Source organism: Aerococcus agrisoli (assembly GCF_003797145.1).
GTDB classification, from domain to species: Bacteria; Bacillota; Bacilli; order Lactobacillales; family Aerococcaceae; genus Aerococcus; species Aerococcus agrisoli.
Window position 1 is genome coordinate 1 of the sequence record NZ_RKMG01000035.1, and the last position, 15,723, is coordinate 15,723.

Sequence of the window (15,723 nt, forward strand, 5' to 3'; positions counted from 1 at the left end):
TAACTTTTTGGGTCCACTATACATTGGCCATACGCTTTTCTTATATCTATTGATTAGTCCCACTTACTGTAGTCATCATCTGACATTGCTTCAACTTCACCTAATAGGTATCCATTACCTACTTGTGAGAAGAAGTCATGGTTAGATGTACCTGTAGAAATACCATTCATAACGATTGGGTCTACATCATCAGCAGTATCAGGGAATAATGGATCAAAGCCCAAGTTTTGTAATGCTTTGTTGGCATTATAACGTAGGAATACTTTCACATCTTCTGTCCAACCTAAATCATCGTAAATGAACTCAGTATATTTCGTTTCATTTTCATATAATTCAAATAGTAGGTTGAAAGCCCAGTTTTTAATATCTTCTTGTTCTTGGCTTGGTAATTGGTTGTAAGCTATTTGGAATTTATAACCAATATATGTACCGTGGACACTTTCATCACGGATGATTAATTTAATAATTTCCGCAACGTTAGGCATCTTACCGTTACCTAAGTACCAAAGTGGTGCATAGAAACCTGAGTAGAATAAGAATGATTCCAGGAAAACAGATGCTACTTTTTTCTCTAAGTCGCTACCAGTTTCATAAATATCATGAATTCGGTTCGCCTTATGTTGAATATACTCATTTTCACGGGTCCAAGCAAAAATCTTATCGATTTCTTTCGGTGTGTTTAATGTTGAGAAAATTGATGAGTATGACTTCGCATGTACACTTTCCATGAATTGGATATTATTGTAGACAGCTTCCTCATGTTGTGTACGGATAGCTGCTTTCAATGATTGGATACCATCTTGTGATTGTAAGGTATCTAGTAGTGTTAACCCACCAAATACTTTACCAATCATATCTTTTTCAATATTCGTTAGTGTACGCCATGTATCTAAATCATTAGATAATGGAATACGTGTATCCAACCAGAATTGTTCTGTTAATTTTTCCCAGGTTAATTTATCAATCATATCCTCAATATCATTCCAGTTAATGGCGATATAAGGATGCTCGTTAAAACTTGTCATTAGTAGTCCTTCCTTATTACAAAATATCGATGAAACGTTTGATTAGATAGTACAGCTTTCGCAGTAGTTTGCACCAATCTCTTCGTCGTTATCAGTAAATGTACGTACATAGTAAATTGATTTAATGCCGCGTTTCCAAGCGTAACGACGTAAGATGTTTAAATCACGTGTCGTCATCTTGCTTGTACGTCCTTCTTTCCATGGGTAAAGACCTGTAGGAATATCTGAACGCATGAATAAAGTAAGGCTCATACCTTGATCAATGTGTTTTTGTGCAGCTGCGTAGATATCGATAATTAAACGGTTATCTAAATCGTAAGCAGATTGATAGTAAGGTAATGTTTTGTTGCTTAAGTGTGGTGCTGGATAGTAAGTTTTACCTGTTTTCTTCTCTTGACGTTCTTCAATCAATTGAATAATTGGGTGTAAACTTGAACTTGTTTCATTCACGTATGAAATTGAACCTGTAGGCGCAACAGCTAAACGGTTTTGGTGATATAGACCGTATTCTTGAACTGAAGCACGTAAAGCTTTCCAATCTTCTGGTGTTGGTACGTGGATATTTTCAAATTGTTCCGCTACTTGAGGGAATTCGAAAGTTGCTTGATTTTCATCGATATATTTATCGAAGTATTCACCAGTCGCATATTTTGAATTTTCAAAGTTATCGAATGTTACGCCACGTTCTTTAGCAATTTTGTTAGATGCTACTAATGTGTAGTAGTTTAACAACATGAAGTATTTGTCTGTGAATTCAACAGATTCAGGTGAACCATAGTACATTTCATGTAAGGCAAAGTATGTGTGTAGACCCATAGCCCCTAACCCAATTGTGTGGGCTAAGTCATTCCCTTTTTTGATTGAAGGTACAACATCAATTGCAGATGCATCTGTCACATAAGTTAAACCGCGAACCATAGTTTCAACAGATTTACCAAAGTCAGGTGATTGCATCAAGTTGTAAATATTTGTAGAACCTAGATTACAAGAGATATCTGTACCTAGTTCTTCAAATGTTTGGTCGTTGTTGATGATTGATGGACGTTGCACTTGTAGAATTTCAGAACATAAGTTGCTCATGACAATTGTACCATCGATTGGATTAGCATCGTTTACAGTATCAATATTGATGATGTATGGGTAGCCTGATTCTTGTTGTAGTTTAGAAATTTCATTTTCTAAATCACGCGCACGAATTTTAGATTTTCTGATTTCTGGGTTGTTCACCATATTTTCGTATTCATCTGTAATAGACACGTATGAGAATGGTTTACCGTAAATACGTTCTACATCATATGGACTGAATAAGTACATTAATTCGTCTTTTTCAGTTAATTCGTAGAATTTATCCGGTACAACTAAACCAAGTGATAAAGTTTTTACACGGATTTTTTCATCGGCGTTTTCTTTTTTCGCAGATAAGAAAGATACGACGTCTGGGTGGAAGATGTTTAAGTAAACAGCTCCGGCACCATTACGTTGACCTAATTGGTTTGAGTATGAGAATGAATCTTCCAATAATTTCATTACAGGAATTACCCCTGAAGATGCATTTTCAATTTTCTTAATTGGATCCCCAGCAGCACGAATGTTTGAAAGGTTAACCCCTACACCCCCACCTAGACGAGATAATTGTAAAGCAGAGTTGATCGTACGACCAATTGAGTTCATATCATCAGTTGCTTGGATTAAGAAACATGAAACCAATTCACCACGACGTTTACGACCAGCATTCAAGAAAGTTGGTGTTGCAGGTTGGTAACGTTGGTTAATCATTTCGTCACGCAAATCACTTGCTAATTGTTCATCACCATTCGCAAGGTATAAAGCTGTGAAAACAATACGGTCTTCATAACGTTCTAAGTAACGTTTACCATCGTTTGTTTTCAAAGCATATTGTGTATAGAATTTGTATGCAGACATGAATGATTTAAAACGGAATTTGAAATTGTATGCATCTTGCATCATTTTCTTCACGAATTCACGATCATACAAATTGATGAACGCTTCTTCCAAGTAGTCATTTTCGATTAGATAGTCGATTTTTTCGTCTAAAGTATAGAAGAAAACTGTATTTGGGTTGACGTGTTCTAAGAAGTAAGCACGAACTGCCTCTTTATCCTTGTCAATTTGAATTTTGCCATCTAGTGGTCTATTCACTTCATTATTTAATTTGAAATATGTAATTTCTTTATCTTGAACTACTGCTTTCGGTTGATCCAATTTCATTCACCTTTTCTTTCACTATGTTTACGTCGTTTAAAGTACCCTGAAATTCGAAATTCAAGAGTAAAGGCACTTGATAAGCCTTTGCTAAATCTTTAGCGGTAAAACAATACAATTCGCTAAAATTTAAATTACCTGACCCACAAACACCTCTTAAATAAGATTGGTTATCGGCGGTTTCAATAAAATCATTTAAAATTTCTGTTACCTCAATATCATATGTAGGAGCAATTACGATATAGGGTTCGTTAATGGTTTGGAATGAATTGTCCATGGTAATACGTAAACTATCCATACCAAGCTTACTAACAAACTTTTGTGTTTGACCTGTTAAAGACATATACACAATCTTCAAATCACATGCCTCCTCTGTAAAAAAATTACACCACTACATGTAGTGGTGTTTTTTAATATGTACCAACTATATATGGATAATTCCGGAAATACAAGGAATAAAGACCAAAAAGTTTTGTGCTATTTTTGTACTTCATTTGAATAGCCTACCCCCATGCGGATAAGAGTCGTCACTGACCCTTTTGGACGAATCCTGGGTAAAAATTCAATATACTTATTTCGAATTCGTTATACAAAAAATGTTTCATTTCTATCAACCAACCTCCACATGCTTTTACTTGTAATTTTTAGATTACACATGTAAACTTATATATGAAGTTACACATGCCGAAAATGCTCGAAAGGAGTTACTATTATGGCTGAAATTGCATTAGATCATACACAAGAAACACATACACATCACGACGTTTCAGCGGCCGAATGGGAGGTTATGCGTGTCGTTTGGGCGCAAAAAGAGACCAATTCTCGCACCATCATTGAATCGTTATCTGATAAAAAAGGCTGGAAGCCGGCTACCATCAAAACGCTTATCGGCCGTTTAACAAAAAAAGAATGGCTAACGACTGAAAAAGATGGCCGTTCATTTTTATATAGCGCTGCTATCAGCGAAGATGAAGCCTTAGCCAACCAAGCACAAACCTTACTTAGTGGTTGGTGTAATACAGATGCGGATAAAGTCATCAATGCCCTTATCCAAGCTGCCGTATTAGATGATGATATGAAACAACATATTTTCGATACATTAGACCGAGCCACTTACGTCGATAAGGTCACTTGTCATTGCGTACCTGGCCAATGTATTCACCATCCCCATACCCACTAGATAGCGGCTTAAACGCGCCAATCTATTGGTGTTTGACCTGAAGAAACTAATAATTCATTTGCTTGAGAAAATGGTTTTGACCCAAAGAAACCACGAGATGCTGATAAAGGACTTGGATGCACGGATGTAAGTACAAAATGCTTACTTTCGTCAATCAAAGTTCTTTTTTCTTTGGCAGAATTTCCCCATAAAATAAAAACAACCGGCGTTTCTTTGCCATTTAAAGCTGTGATAGCCGCGTCCGTTAAAACTTCCCAACCTTTTCCTTTATGCGCATTTGCTTGACTGTCAGGAACAGTTAAAACAGCGTTCAATAATAAGACACCCTGCTCTGCCCAGCTGGTTAAATTCCCATGATTGGCTGGTTCGATTGCCAAATCATTTTGCAATTCCTTGTAGATATTGCGTAAAGAAGGTGGGATTTTAACGCCCTTTTGGACGGAAAAACTTAAGCCATGCGCTTGTCCTGGTTGGTGATAAGGATCTTGCCCCAGAATGACCACTTTTACTTGGTCAAATGGTGTTAAACGAAAGGCTTCATAGATATTACTAGCATCCGGATAAATGCGATCATTCGCATACGCAGCTTCGAGTTTCTCCGTAAAGGTCTGAAATGCTGCCGTGTTGAGGACAGAGGCTAAGTGTTCAGCCCAATCTTTCGGCATTTTAGCTAAAGTCGTCATAAATACTCCCTTTCTTTTTTCAAAAACGTAAAAATTGTAACTGCTACTATACCATTTTTCGACTAATTTTGCGAACGTGTCTGGCCAATTTTTGGTGCCCATTTAGCTAGTGGAAATATTTTTGTCATGGTACACTAAAGATAATAAAAGATAGATAGGAGCATTTACATGATTGAACTAATTGTTTCGGATATGGACGGCACGTTACTAGATGAAAATATGGAAATTCCTCAAGCTAATATTGATGCGATCATGCAAACATATAATATGGGGATTCCCTTTGTTGTTTGTACTGGACGTAACTACACAGAGGCCAAAGTAAAATTAGATGAAGCTGGCATTCGCTGCCCAATCATCGGTTTGAATGGTTCGATTCTATTCGATCGTAATGGTCAAGTTGAATATGAAGTAGATATCGACAAACAAACGGCTTTGGATATTTTAAATAAAGGCTACGAAGCTGGCTACTATATGGAAGCAATGACAAGTAAAAATGTCTATTCTTCATCTTTAGAACAACGTATCGTTGGGATTACTGAATTAATTCAAAGTCTAAACCCTGAGATGTCAGTGGAAGAAGCACGTACCCGTGCAACGCAATCTAATGAGGTAACAACCATTGATTTCCGTGATGATTTACGTACTCTGATCACTGAAGAAGGCCAAGACATCATTAAGATTACCTTCGTTGATGTTGATCCGGAAAATACCATTAAACCATTAGGTGAAGAAATTAAAGCTGCCTATCCCGATACTCATGTAACATCTTCATTCAAATACAACATTGAAATTAACCATGCAGAAGGTACAAAAGGTATCGCTGTGACCAAATATTGCCAAGAACACGGCTATAATATTGAAAACGTGGTTACTGTTGGTGATAACTTCAATGATTTATCTATGTTAAAAGTAGCTGGCTACTCATTTGCCATGGCTAATGCTGAACAAGGTGTCAAAGATGTTGCCAAATATGAAACAACGACAAACTACAATTCCGGTGTAGCAAATGCCATTCATCGCGCATTAGAATTAGCTACTGAAAAAGAAGCATAATTTATATAGATAAAATCTTGCCTAGCATAGGATCATGTCAATCGCCATGGTCCTTTTTTCACACATTGTCTGAATTGCAGTGATATAGGTAAAAGTAAGACAATTAATGTTTTCTCATTACCAAAATTAAGTTATACTGATTTTAGATAAATTTAAAAATTAGTTGTTACTGTTGCCCATAAGAAACGAAAGGACACAACCATTATGAAAGAACGAATTGGTTTGATTGATATAGGTTCAAACTCTATTCGCCTTGTTGTCTTTCAAATAGAAGATAATTTAGCAATACGAGAGATTCAAAACATTAAAATACCCGCACGTATTTTCCAATACATTACGGATGACAATGAAATGTCCCAAGAAGGTATTGATACCCTAGCACGCATTATTGGTGCTTTTGCAAAAGAAGCTGCCATCTTAAAAGCGGACCGTATCCTACCGAAAGCGACGGCTGCGATTCGTCAATCTAAAAACCGAGACGATATTATCGACCAGGTACAAAAGAAAACTGGCGTAACCATCGAATTAGTGCCCGAAAAAATGGAAGCCTACTATGGTTTCTCAGCAGTTGCCCATTCTATGAGCGACCGCGACGGTGTTTCAATTGATATCGGTGGTGGTTCGACTGAAATCACCCTATTTAGAGATAAAGGTCTTGTTGAATTTTTCTCTTTCCCATTTGGGGTAGTTTCTTTACAAGAGAAATTCTTCGAAGGCAAAGATTTTAACGATGCCAAAGCAATTAAAGAAACACGTAAATTTGTGAAGCAATCATTTGCTGAACATCCTTTCTTCGCTGATTTAAATCTACCTATTTTTGCCATTGGGGGTTCAGCTCGTAACGTAGCTCGTGTGCATCAAATGAATACCAAATATGGTATGGCCGGATTACACGAATATACCATGAGTCCTGAAGAGATTGATGATGTATACAATATCTTCCTAGAACAAACAATGAAAGATATGCTGAAATTAGAAGGTCTTTCATCTAACCGTGCAGATATTATCATTCCAGCAATCATTGTTTTCCAAGAATTGATTCAAGCTGTGGGATCACCTATCTTTAAATTCTCTCAACAAGGTTTACGTGAAGGTATCGTATATGAATATTTAGAAAATAAATATCCAGCTGCTTTCGATATCAATCATGTAGCCCAAGAAACAGTTGAAAGATTGTCTAGTATTTATCAATTTTCGATGTCAGATGCAGCACAACGCATGGTCATCACACGTCAACTGTATGATGCCCTAAATGAAGATGGCTACATCCAATTAAGTGACACCGAATTACAATTGATGAATTATGGTGCCTATTTATATAACCTTGGTGAAATGATTGAACCAGGTAATGCATCACAACATACTTTCTACCTTTTATCGAATTCCAATTTAAATGGATTTTCACATCCACATCGATTAGCACTATCTGTTTTAGCATCTTATAAAAATAAAACATTATTCGACCAATACTTATCAAGTTATGGAGAGATGCTAGATAATAAACAAGTGGAAACCCTACAAAATATTGGGGGCTTAATTAAATTCGCAGAATGTTTAAACGACTCACATAATAATATTGTGAAAAGCATGGACCTTGTCCGTAAAGGTGATAGTTTAATTTTACGCATCTTCTACCAAGGTGAATTATTATCTGAAGTCTATCGCTCAGAGGATCAAAAGAAACACATCGAACGAGCGATTGGTAAAGACATTTCATTAGAGTTTATCCATGCCAAATCATATCTAGCCATTTCTTAATAGACAATATCTCTCCATTTCATCAAACGTTTAATTAAAAGGAGAAATCAAAAAATGACTGAATTAGCAAAGTTGGATCTTGATAACCCAGATTACTATGAAAACCGTGAAGTCTCATGGTTAAATTTTAACCATCGTGTCTTGCAAGAAGCAGCCGATGACCGTAACCCTCTACTTGAAAGATTAAGTTTTCTAAGTATCGGTACCTCAAACCTTGATGAGTTTATGATGGTACGTGTGGCAGGTCTACAAGATCAATATCATTTGAATATCAATGAACTAGATACAAAAAAACAATGGACCCCAGAACAACAATTAATTGCTGTATCTGAGAAAAACCATGAAAACAATGAATATCAATACACTTTATACCAAGACTTGAAAAAAGAAGTAGAAAATTACGACATTCACTTCATCAGCTATAACGAAGCACCAGAAGAACATAAAGAAGCAATGAAAAAATTCTTCTTTAATGAAATCTACCCTACGTTAACGCCATTAGGAATTGATGCTTACCGTCCTTTCCCAAGTCTGAATAATAAATTGATTCATATTTTCGTGAACTTGAGTCGTGAAGGCGAACAACAAGTTGCCATTGTGCCAATTCCTCAGTTAGTGAACCGTTTTTATCATTATGAAAAAGATGGTCATAACTACTTCATTTATTTAGAAGATATCGTGACCAACTTTATTGAAACGCTATTCACTGGCTATCACATCGACTCTACATTCTTATTCCGTGTGACAAGAAATGCCGATCTAGATATCCAAGAAGATGGTGCTGAAGATTTATTAACAGTCATCGAAGACTACTTGGTACAACGTCGTAATGGTATGGCTGTACGTATTGAAGTTCAGTTAGAAAACAATCAAAATCAAGAAATCATCGAAGGCGATATTGAATATCTGCTTGATGAATTAGGGTTGTTTGAGCGTGACTTATACTTCGTCAATGGACCGCTAGACTTAACAGGTTTAAATGATGCCATTGATGTATTAGAAAATTACTTCCCGCAATTACGCTACAAACCATTTAAACCGGTTTACCCTGCTGAATTGCAAACAACTGACCTATTCAAATTAGCTGAAAAACGAGATATCTTCTTACACCACCCGTATGATTCATTCAAACCGGTTGTAGAATTTATCCAAGATGCAGCGAATGACCCGAATACACTTGCTATTAAGCAAACACTTTACCGTGTTTCTAGTAACTCACCAATCATTTCAGCCCTAAAAACAGCTGCAGAACGTGGGAAACAAGTTACCGTATTAGTGGAATTAAAAGCACGTTTCGATGAAGAAAATAATGTGCAATGGGCAAAAGTGTTAGAAGAAGCAGGATGCCATGTAATTTATGGTAAAACACATCTGAAAACACATTCTAAGATTGCCATGGTTGTGAAACAAAAAAATGGTCGCGTTTACCGTTACGTACATTTAGGTACAGGTAACTACAACGATAAGACTGCCCGCTTCTACTCAGATATGGGTATTATCACAACTAACGAAGGTATTGCTGAAGATGCAACTGACTTCTTCAACTACTTGAGTGGTTACTCTAACCAACCTGACTACCACTACTTACATGTATCACCATTTGATATTCGTGATAACTACATTGAAGATATCGAAGAAGAGATTCAATCACATAAAGTGAACGGCAATGGTCACATCATTGCGAAAATGAACTCATTAACATCTAAAGATGTCATCAAGAAAATGTATGAAGCAAGTCAAGCTGGTGTCAAAGTTGACTTAATCATCCGTGGTATTTGCTGTTTAGTACCAGGTATTCCGGGCGTTTCTGAAAATATCAATGTCATTTCTGTCGTTGGTCGTTTCCTAGAACATAGCCGTATTTATTGGTTCAAAAATAATGGTGATGAAAAATTATTCCTATCATCTGCTGATATGATGACTCGTAACATGATTCGCCGTGTTGAAATTGAATTCCCAGTATTAGATAAAAATATCCATAACGAAATCATGGAAATTCTAAGAGTTTACTTGGATGACAATACAAAGGCACGCTACAAATTACCTGATTGCTCATACCAATACGTTACAAATGATCTACCACCTGTAGATTCACAACAAGTCTTTATGAAAAAAGCACAGCAAGAATTAGAAAAATCTCGCAACAATGTGCCAAAAAGCAAAATGACTTGGTTCGAACGTTTACAACATCGCTTAAATAAAAAATAATCAAACAATCATAAATGCAATATTAAGTTTATGATGAAAAATGACACCTTTGAATGAATAGTATTTGATTCAAAGGTGTTTATCATGTACCATGAGATTTGTCGAGCGTTAATCACGCTATATAATCAATTGGAAGAAAGAGGAACAAAATGTTAACAGTAAATAACGTAAGTGTACAATTTGGTAGCCGCAAATTGTATGACGAAGTAAATATAAATTTCCAACCAGAGAACTGCTACGGAATTATTGGTGCCAACGGTGCCGGCAAATCTACTTTCCTAAAAGTGTTGTCAGGTGAATTAAGCCCTACAACAGGTAACGTATCTCTTGGCCCAGGCGAACGTTTATCTGTATTAAGCCAAAATCACTTTGGTTTTGAAGAACATACAGTTTTAGATACAGTAATCATGGGTAACGATCGTTTATACGAAGTTCGTGAAGAAAAAGATGCCCTATACGCAAAAGCTGACTTCTCTGAAGAAGACGGTATCCGCGCTGGTGAATTAGAAGCTGAATTCGCTGAAATGAATGGTTGGGATGCTGACAATGAAGCAGCTCAATTGTTACGTGGTTTAGGAATTGCAGAAGACATGCATTACCAATTAATGAGCGAATTGCAAGAACAAGACAAGGTAAAAGTTTTACTTGCTCAAGCCCTATTTGGTAACCCAGATGTTTTACTACTAGATGAGCCTACCAATGGTTTGGACTCAGATACAATTGAATGGTTAGCGGAATACATCATCAACTTCCCTAACACAGTCCTAGTTGTATCCCATGACCGTTACTTCTTAAATAAAGTATGTACACACATTTGTGATGTTGACTACGGTAAGATCCAACTTTACGTTGGTAACTACGACTTCTGGAAACAATCTTCTGAATTAGCAGCTAAATTACAAGCTGATGCAAATCAAAAGAAAGAAGAAAAAGTGAAAGAGTTGCAAGACTTTATCGCGCGTTTCTCTGCCAATGCATCTAAATCAAAACAAGCAACTTCACGTAAAAAGACATTGGAAAAAATCGAATTGGATGACATCCGTCCTTCAAGCCGTAAATACCCATTCGTTGGTTTCGAACCTGAACGTGAAATTGGTAATGACGTATTAACTGTTGAAAACCTTTCTAAAACAATTGATGGCGTAAAAGTATTGGACAATGTTTCTTTCAATATTCGTCCAAATGATAAAGTAGCCTTTGTTTCTCGTAATGATGTAACGACTACTGCTTTAATGGAAATCATTACTGGTAACATGGAAGCAGATTCTGGTACTTACAAATGGGGTGTAACTACTACCCAAACTTACTTGGCTCGTGACAACTCACATGAGTTCGAAAATAGTCAACAAAGTATTCTAGACTGGTTACGTCAATTTGCCAATGGTCCAGAGGAAGAAGATAACACATTCTTACGTTCATTCTTAGGTCGTATGCTTTTCTCTGGGGATGAAGTAAACAAAAATCTTGATGTATTATCAGGGGGCGAACGTGTCCGTTGTATGCTATCTAAGATGATGTTATCTAAAGCCAATGTTTTAGTAATGGATGACCCTACAAACCATTTAGACCTTGAATCAATTTCAAGCTTGAACGAAGGTTTAATCAAATTCAAAGAAGTTGTTTTATTCACATCACATGACCGTGAATTTATTCAAACAATTGCAAACCGTATTATTCATGTAACGCCAAATGGTGTTGTAGACCGTATGGATACTACTTACGAAGAATTCTTAGAAAATAAAGATGTTCAAGATCGTATCCGCAGTCTATACACAAAATAAACGATTCTAATAGAAACAAGATGAAAAGCAGATCAGTTTTGGTCTGCCTTTTATCATCTTATTGTCTATTTTTTATCAATTGATTTAATAGAACGCTTGGGGAACCAAGCCCAAAAGGAGGAGAATAATTTGAAATTTATTTGGCAATATGTCAAACGTTATCCGGGCAAGTTACTGATTACGTTCATTGCAACATTTGGTGTCGCGGCTGTTATGATTGGGCTACCCACCTACTTAGCCCAAATGATTGATAATGCGATTATCAACGAAAATGAAAATCTATTATGGTATTACGCATTAATTATGATTGGTTTAGTACTTTTATCACTCATTTCACGCACAATAACTTCTTATACAACCTCAAGTATTGTGAATGATATGACCATGAATATCCGTAATGATGCCTATGAAAAAATGCAATCATTATCCCATCATGAATTCCAGGAATTGGGTGTTGCGTCATTAACAACGCGTATTTCCACTGACGCATTTGTGATTTTGCAATTTATGGAAATGATTCTACGCCAAGGTTTAGTATCACCGATGATGTTGATTTTCTCCATTGTCATGATATTTTCAATTTCACCTGCCTTGGGTGTATACATCATCCCAGTATCCATTATTATCATTTTAGCTGTGATTTTCATCGCGAAATACACACTACCAATTTCAGAAAAACAACAAGCCAGCTTAGATAATATCAACCGTATCCTACGTGAAAATATCACAGGTTTACGCGTGATCCGTGCATTTAACAATGAAAACTTCCAACAAGGTCGTTTCCAAGATGTAAACAAGGATTACAAGAGCCTTTCAAGCAAATTATTTAAAACAATTGCCATTACACCAGCTATCTTCTCTTTATTATTAAACATGGTTATCATTACGATTCTATGGTTTGGTTCATCAATGATTGCTGAAGGAAATATGCAAGTTGGTATTATGGTTGCTTTCATCGAGTATGTATTCCATGCCTTATACTCATTGTTGATGTTTGCAAATATTTTCATGATGTACCCTCGTGCCTCTGTATCTGCTAGTCGTCTACAGGAAGTAATGGACACACCAATTACTGTTGCTAATCCTGATGCACAGGTTGCCATCACTGATACAGACGAACATGGTACGCTAGAATTCCGTAATGTTGATTTTGCGTATCCAGATGCATCTAAACCAGTATTACGTAACATTTCCTTTAAAACAGAACCTGGACAAACAGTTGCCTTTATCGGTTCAACTGGATCTGGGAAATCTACCATTGTGAAATTGATTCCTCGTTTTTACGATGTAACTAAAGGTCAAATCCTTGTTGACGGTGTCGACGTACGTAACTATGAATTAAATGCTTTACGTAATAAAATCGGTTATACACCACAAAAAGCTTTGCTATTTACAGGTGATATTGCTGAAAACTTGCGTTACGGTAAATTTAACGCTGATGAAGAAGATATGGAACATGCAACCACCGTATCTCAAGCCTATGAATTTATTCATCGATTAGATACCAAATATGGTACCCATCTAGATGAAGGTGGTGCCAACCTATCTGGTGGTCAAAAACAACGTCTATCCATTGCACGTTCAATCATTGCGGACCGTGAAATCTATATCTTTGATGATTCCTTCTCTGCCTTAGACTTTAAAACGGATGCAGCTGTGCGCCAAGCTTTAAAAGAAGAAACAAAAGACGCTACAACCATTATCGTAGCGCAACGTGTAAGCTCAATTATTCATGCTGATCAAATCATCGTTTTAGATGAAGGTGAAGTAGCAGCACGTGGTACCCATAAAGAACTATTGCAAACTTCAGATTTATACTATGAAATTGCATCATCTCAATTAAGTGAGGAGGAACTAAACCGTGACTACTAATCAAGTGGAAAAACAAGAAATCCCAACAAAAGAAATTCTTGCGAGCTTGTGGGCTTATATCAAGCCCTATAAGATGCAATTCTTCTTATCAATGCTTGCAACTGTTTGGATGAATATTGCCAGTGTATTAGAACCCATTGTGTTAGGTTTGGCCATCACAGAATTAACTGCGAATGTGGTTGATATGATGAAAGGTGTTCCTGGTGCTGGTATAAACTATGAATACATCGGTTTTGTTGCCCTTATGTACTTTATTCGTGGCTGTTTCTTCTGGTCTGGTCAATTTTTAGGCCAATACTGGTTAACAAACGTTGTCCAAAGTGCCATCTATGATTTACGTAATGATGTAGCGAAAAAAGCCAATCGTATGCCTGTTTCATATTTTGACAGCCATGCTACAGGTGATATTTTATCGCGCATGACCAATGATATTGATTCCATTACCAATGCCCTTCAACAATCCTTTATTCAATTTTTAAACGCAATTTTAGGAATTAGTTTTGCGATTATATCGATGTTTATCATCCAATGGCAATTGTCATTCATCATCTTGGCAACTATTCCTTTATCTTACTTATTTGCGAAATTGATCATTAATAAATCTCAATCTGCTTTCCAAGACCAAGCAAATGCCCTAGGTAATCTTTTCGGATATACCCAAGAGCAACTAAGTGGTTTTACCGAAATCAAAGTATATGGTCGTCAACAAGAATCAATCGAAGAATTCAAACGTCGTAATAAATATTTACGTGATTATGGATTTAAAGCAAGTTTCTTATCATCATTGATGATGCCATTATTAAGCACTGTAAGTAACTTAGGTTATGTGGCGACTGCTTTGGCAGGTAGTTTATTCACCCTAGCAGGTAAATTATCTGTTGGTAACTTGCAAGCGCTAGTACAATACGTGATGCAAATTACCCAACCTATTCAAATGTTGACTCAATTAAGTGGGGTTTTACAAGCTGCCTTGGCTGCTGCCCACCGTGTATTCGACTTTTTAGCAGAAGATGAAGAAATTCAAGAAGAAGTAACTGGTCATCTACCTGCAAAAGTAAGAGGTGCAGTTGAATTTGACCATGTTCGCTTTGGTTATGATCCAGAAAAACCTTTAATGAAAGATATTTCACTAAAAGTTGAACCTGGTCAAACAGTTGCGATTGTAGGTCCTACTGGTGCTGGTAAAACAACTTTTATCAACTTATTGATGCGTTTCTACGATGTAGATGCTGGTGCCATTAAGATTGATGGTGTACCTACGAAATCAATGACACGTGAAGAATTACGTAGCCATTTTGGTATGGTACTGCAAGATGCTTGGTTATACACAGATACTGTTCGTGAAAACATTCGTTTCGGTAAGTTAGATGCCAATGACTACGAAGTAGAGGAAGCAGCGGAAGTTGCCAACGTCGACCACTTCATTCATACACTTCCTGGTGGTTATGAAATGGAAATCAATGAAGAGGCTAATAACATTTCATTAGGCCAAAAACAATTGATGACGATTGCACGTGCCGTGATTGCTGATCCAGATATCCTTATTTTAGATGAAGCAACCTCTTCTGTAGATACGCGTCTTGAAAAATTAATCCAAGAAGCCATGAATAAAATCATGGAAGGACGTACAAGTTTTGTTATCGCCCATCGATTATCTACGATTCGCGACGCAGATCAAATCCTTGTAATGCAAGAAGGTAACATCACTGAATTTGGTACCCATGACGAATTAATGGCTGCCAATGGCTTCTATGCCGACTTATACAATAGTCAGTTCTCAGAAGAATCACCAGTTGAAGTATCCTTAGGTTATTCATAATAAACATTCACGCTATAAAACGAAAAGCAGTAAAGACTTTTATGAAGTCTTCACTGCTTTTTTGTTTATCTCTAATTGCTTAAAAAATTAAATAATATCCTGAATAATTCATACTTTTAAT

11 protein-coding genes are annotated in these 15,723 nt (G+C 36.6%); 7 read left to right on the forward strand and 4 right to left on the reverse strand.

What is annotated here, in order from left to right; genetic code table 11:
- Positions 1–53 precede the first annotated feature (53 nt).
- From nrdF to nrdI, 3 genes are read right to left on the reverse strand one after another with little or no spacing between them, the layout of a single operon-like run.
- Positions 54–1,025 carry a class 1b ribonucleoside-diphosphate reductase subunit beta gene (gene nrdF, locus EF384_RS08505; RefSeq protein ID WP_123781143.1) on the reverse strand — a complete coding sequence of 324 codons (972 nt, stop codon included), beginning with the start codon at positions 1,023–1,025 and terminating at the stop codon, positions 54–56.
- Between the two features lie 42 nt (positions 1,026–1,067).
- Positions 1,068–3,254 (reverse strand): class 1b ribonucleoside-diphosphate reductase subunit alpha, encoded by a 2,187-nt coding sequence (gene nrdE, locus EF384_RS08510; protein WP_123781145.1) that lies wholly within the window; start codon positions 3,252–3,254, stop codon positions 1,068–1,070.
- A complete protein-coding gene (gene nrdI, locus EF384_RS08515) occupies positions 3,217–3,606 on the reverse strand; it encodes a class Ib ribonucleoside-diphosphate reductase assembly flavoprotein NrdI (protein WP_123781147.1) in 390 nt (129 codons plus the stop codon). Before nrdI ends, nrdE begins: the two co-directional genes overlap by 38 nt.
- Before the next feature lie 354 nt (positions 3,607–3,960).
- On the opposite strand from nrdI, the gene EF384_RS08520 reads away from it, so the two are divergent.
- Complete coding sequence (locus EF384_RS08520) at positions 3,961–4,428, forward strand: CopY/TcrY family copper transport repressor (protein WP_123781149.1); 468 nt, start codon at positions 3,961–3,963, stop codon at positions 4,426–4,428.
- Between the two features lie 8 nt (positions 4,429–4,436).
- Here EF384_RS08520 and EF384_RS08525 read toward each other — a convergent pair whose 3' ends face one another.
- Positions 4,437–5,111: a uracil-DNA glycosylase gene (locus EF384_RS08525; RefSeq protein ID WP_123781151.1), complete on the reverse strand. Its 675-nt coding sequence runs from the start codon at positions 5,109–5,111 to the stop codon at positions 4,437–4,439.
- A 168-nt stretch (positions 5,112–5,279) separates the two neighbouring features.
- Here EF384_RS08525 and EF384_RS08530 point away from each other — a divergent pair, with 168 nt between their 5' ends.
- From EF384_RS08530 to EF384_RS08555, 6 genes are all read left to right on the forward strand, one after another.
- Positions 5,280–6,164 (forward strand): Cof-type HAD-IIB family hydrolase, encoded by an 885-nt coding sequence (locus tag EF384_RS08530; RefSeq protein ID WP_123781153.1) that lies wholly within the window; start codon positions 5,280–5,282, stop codon positions 6,162–6,164.
- A gap of 204 nt (positions 6,165–6,368) precedes the next feature.
- Entirely contained in the window at positions 6,369–7,922 is a 1,554-nt protein-coding gene (locus tag EF384_RS08535) for a Ppx/GppA family phosphatase (RefSeq protein WP_123781155.1), read from the forward strand.
- Positions 7,923–7,976: 54 nt separating this feature from the next.
- Positions 7,977–10,130 (forward strand): RNA degradosome polyphosphate kinase, encoded by a 2,154-nt coding sequence (locus EF384_RS08540; protein WP_123781157.1) that lies wholly within the window; start codon positions 7,977–7,979, stop codon positions 10,128–10,130.
- A gap of 149 nt (positions 10,131–10,279) precedes the next feature.
- Positions 10,280–11,911: an ABC-F family ATP-binding cassette domain-containing protein gene (locus EF384_RS08545; protein ID WP_123781159.1), complete on the forward strand. Its 1,632-nt coding sequence runs from the start codon at positions 10,280–10,282 to the stop codon at positions 11,909–11,911.
- A 129-nt stretch (positions 11,912–12,040) separates the two neighbouring features.
- Positions 12,041–13,783, forward strand: coding sequence for an ABC transporter ATP-binding protein (locus EF384_RS08550; protein WP_123781161.1), 1,743 nt, complete (start codon positions 12,041–12,043; stop codon positions 13,781–13,783).
- 73 nt (positions 13,784–13,856) lie between these two features.
- Positions 13,857–15,602 carry an ABC transporter ATP-binding protein gene (locus tag EF384_RS08555; protein ID WP_123781163.1) on the forward strand — a complete coding sequence of 582 codons (1,746 nt, stop codon included), beginning with the start codon at positions 13,857–13,859 and terminating at the stop codon, positions 15,600–15,602.
- Positions 15,603–15,723: the final 121 nt, after the last annotated feature.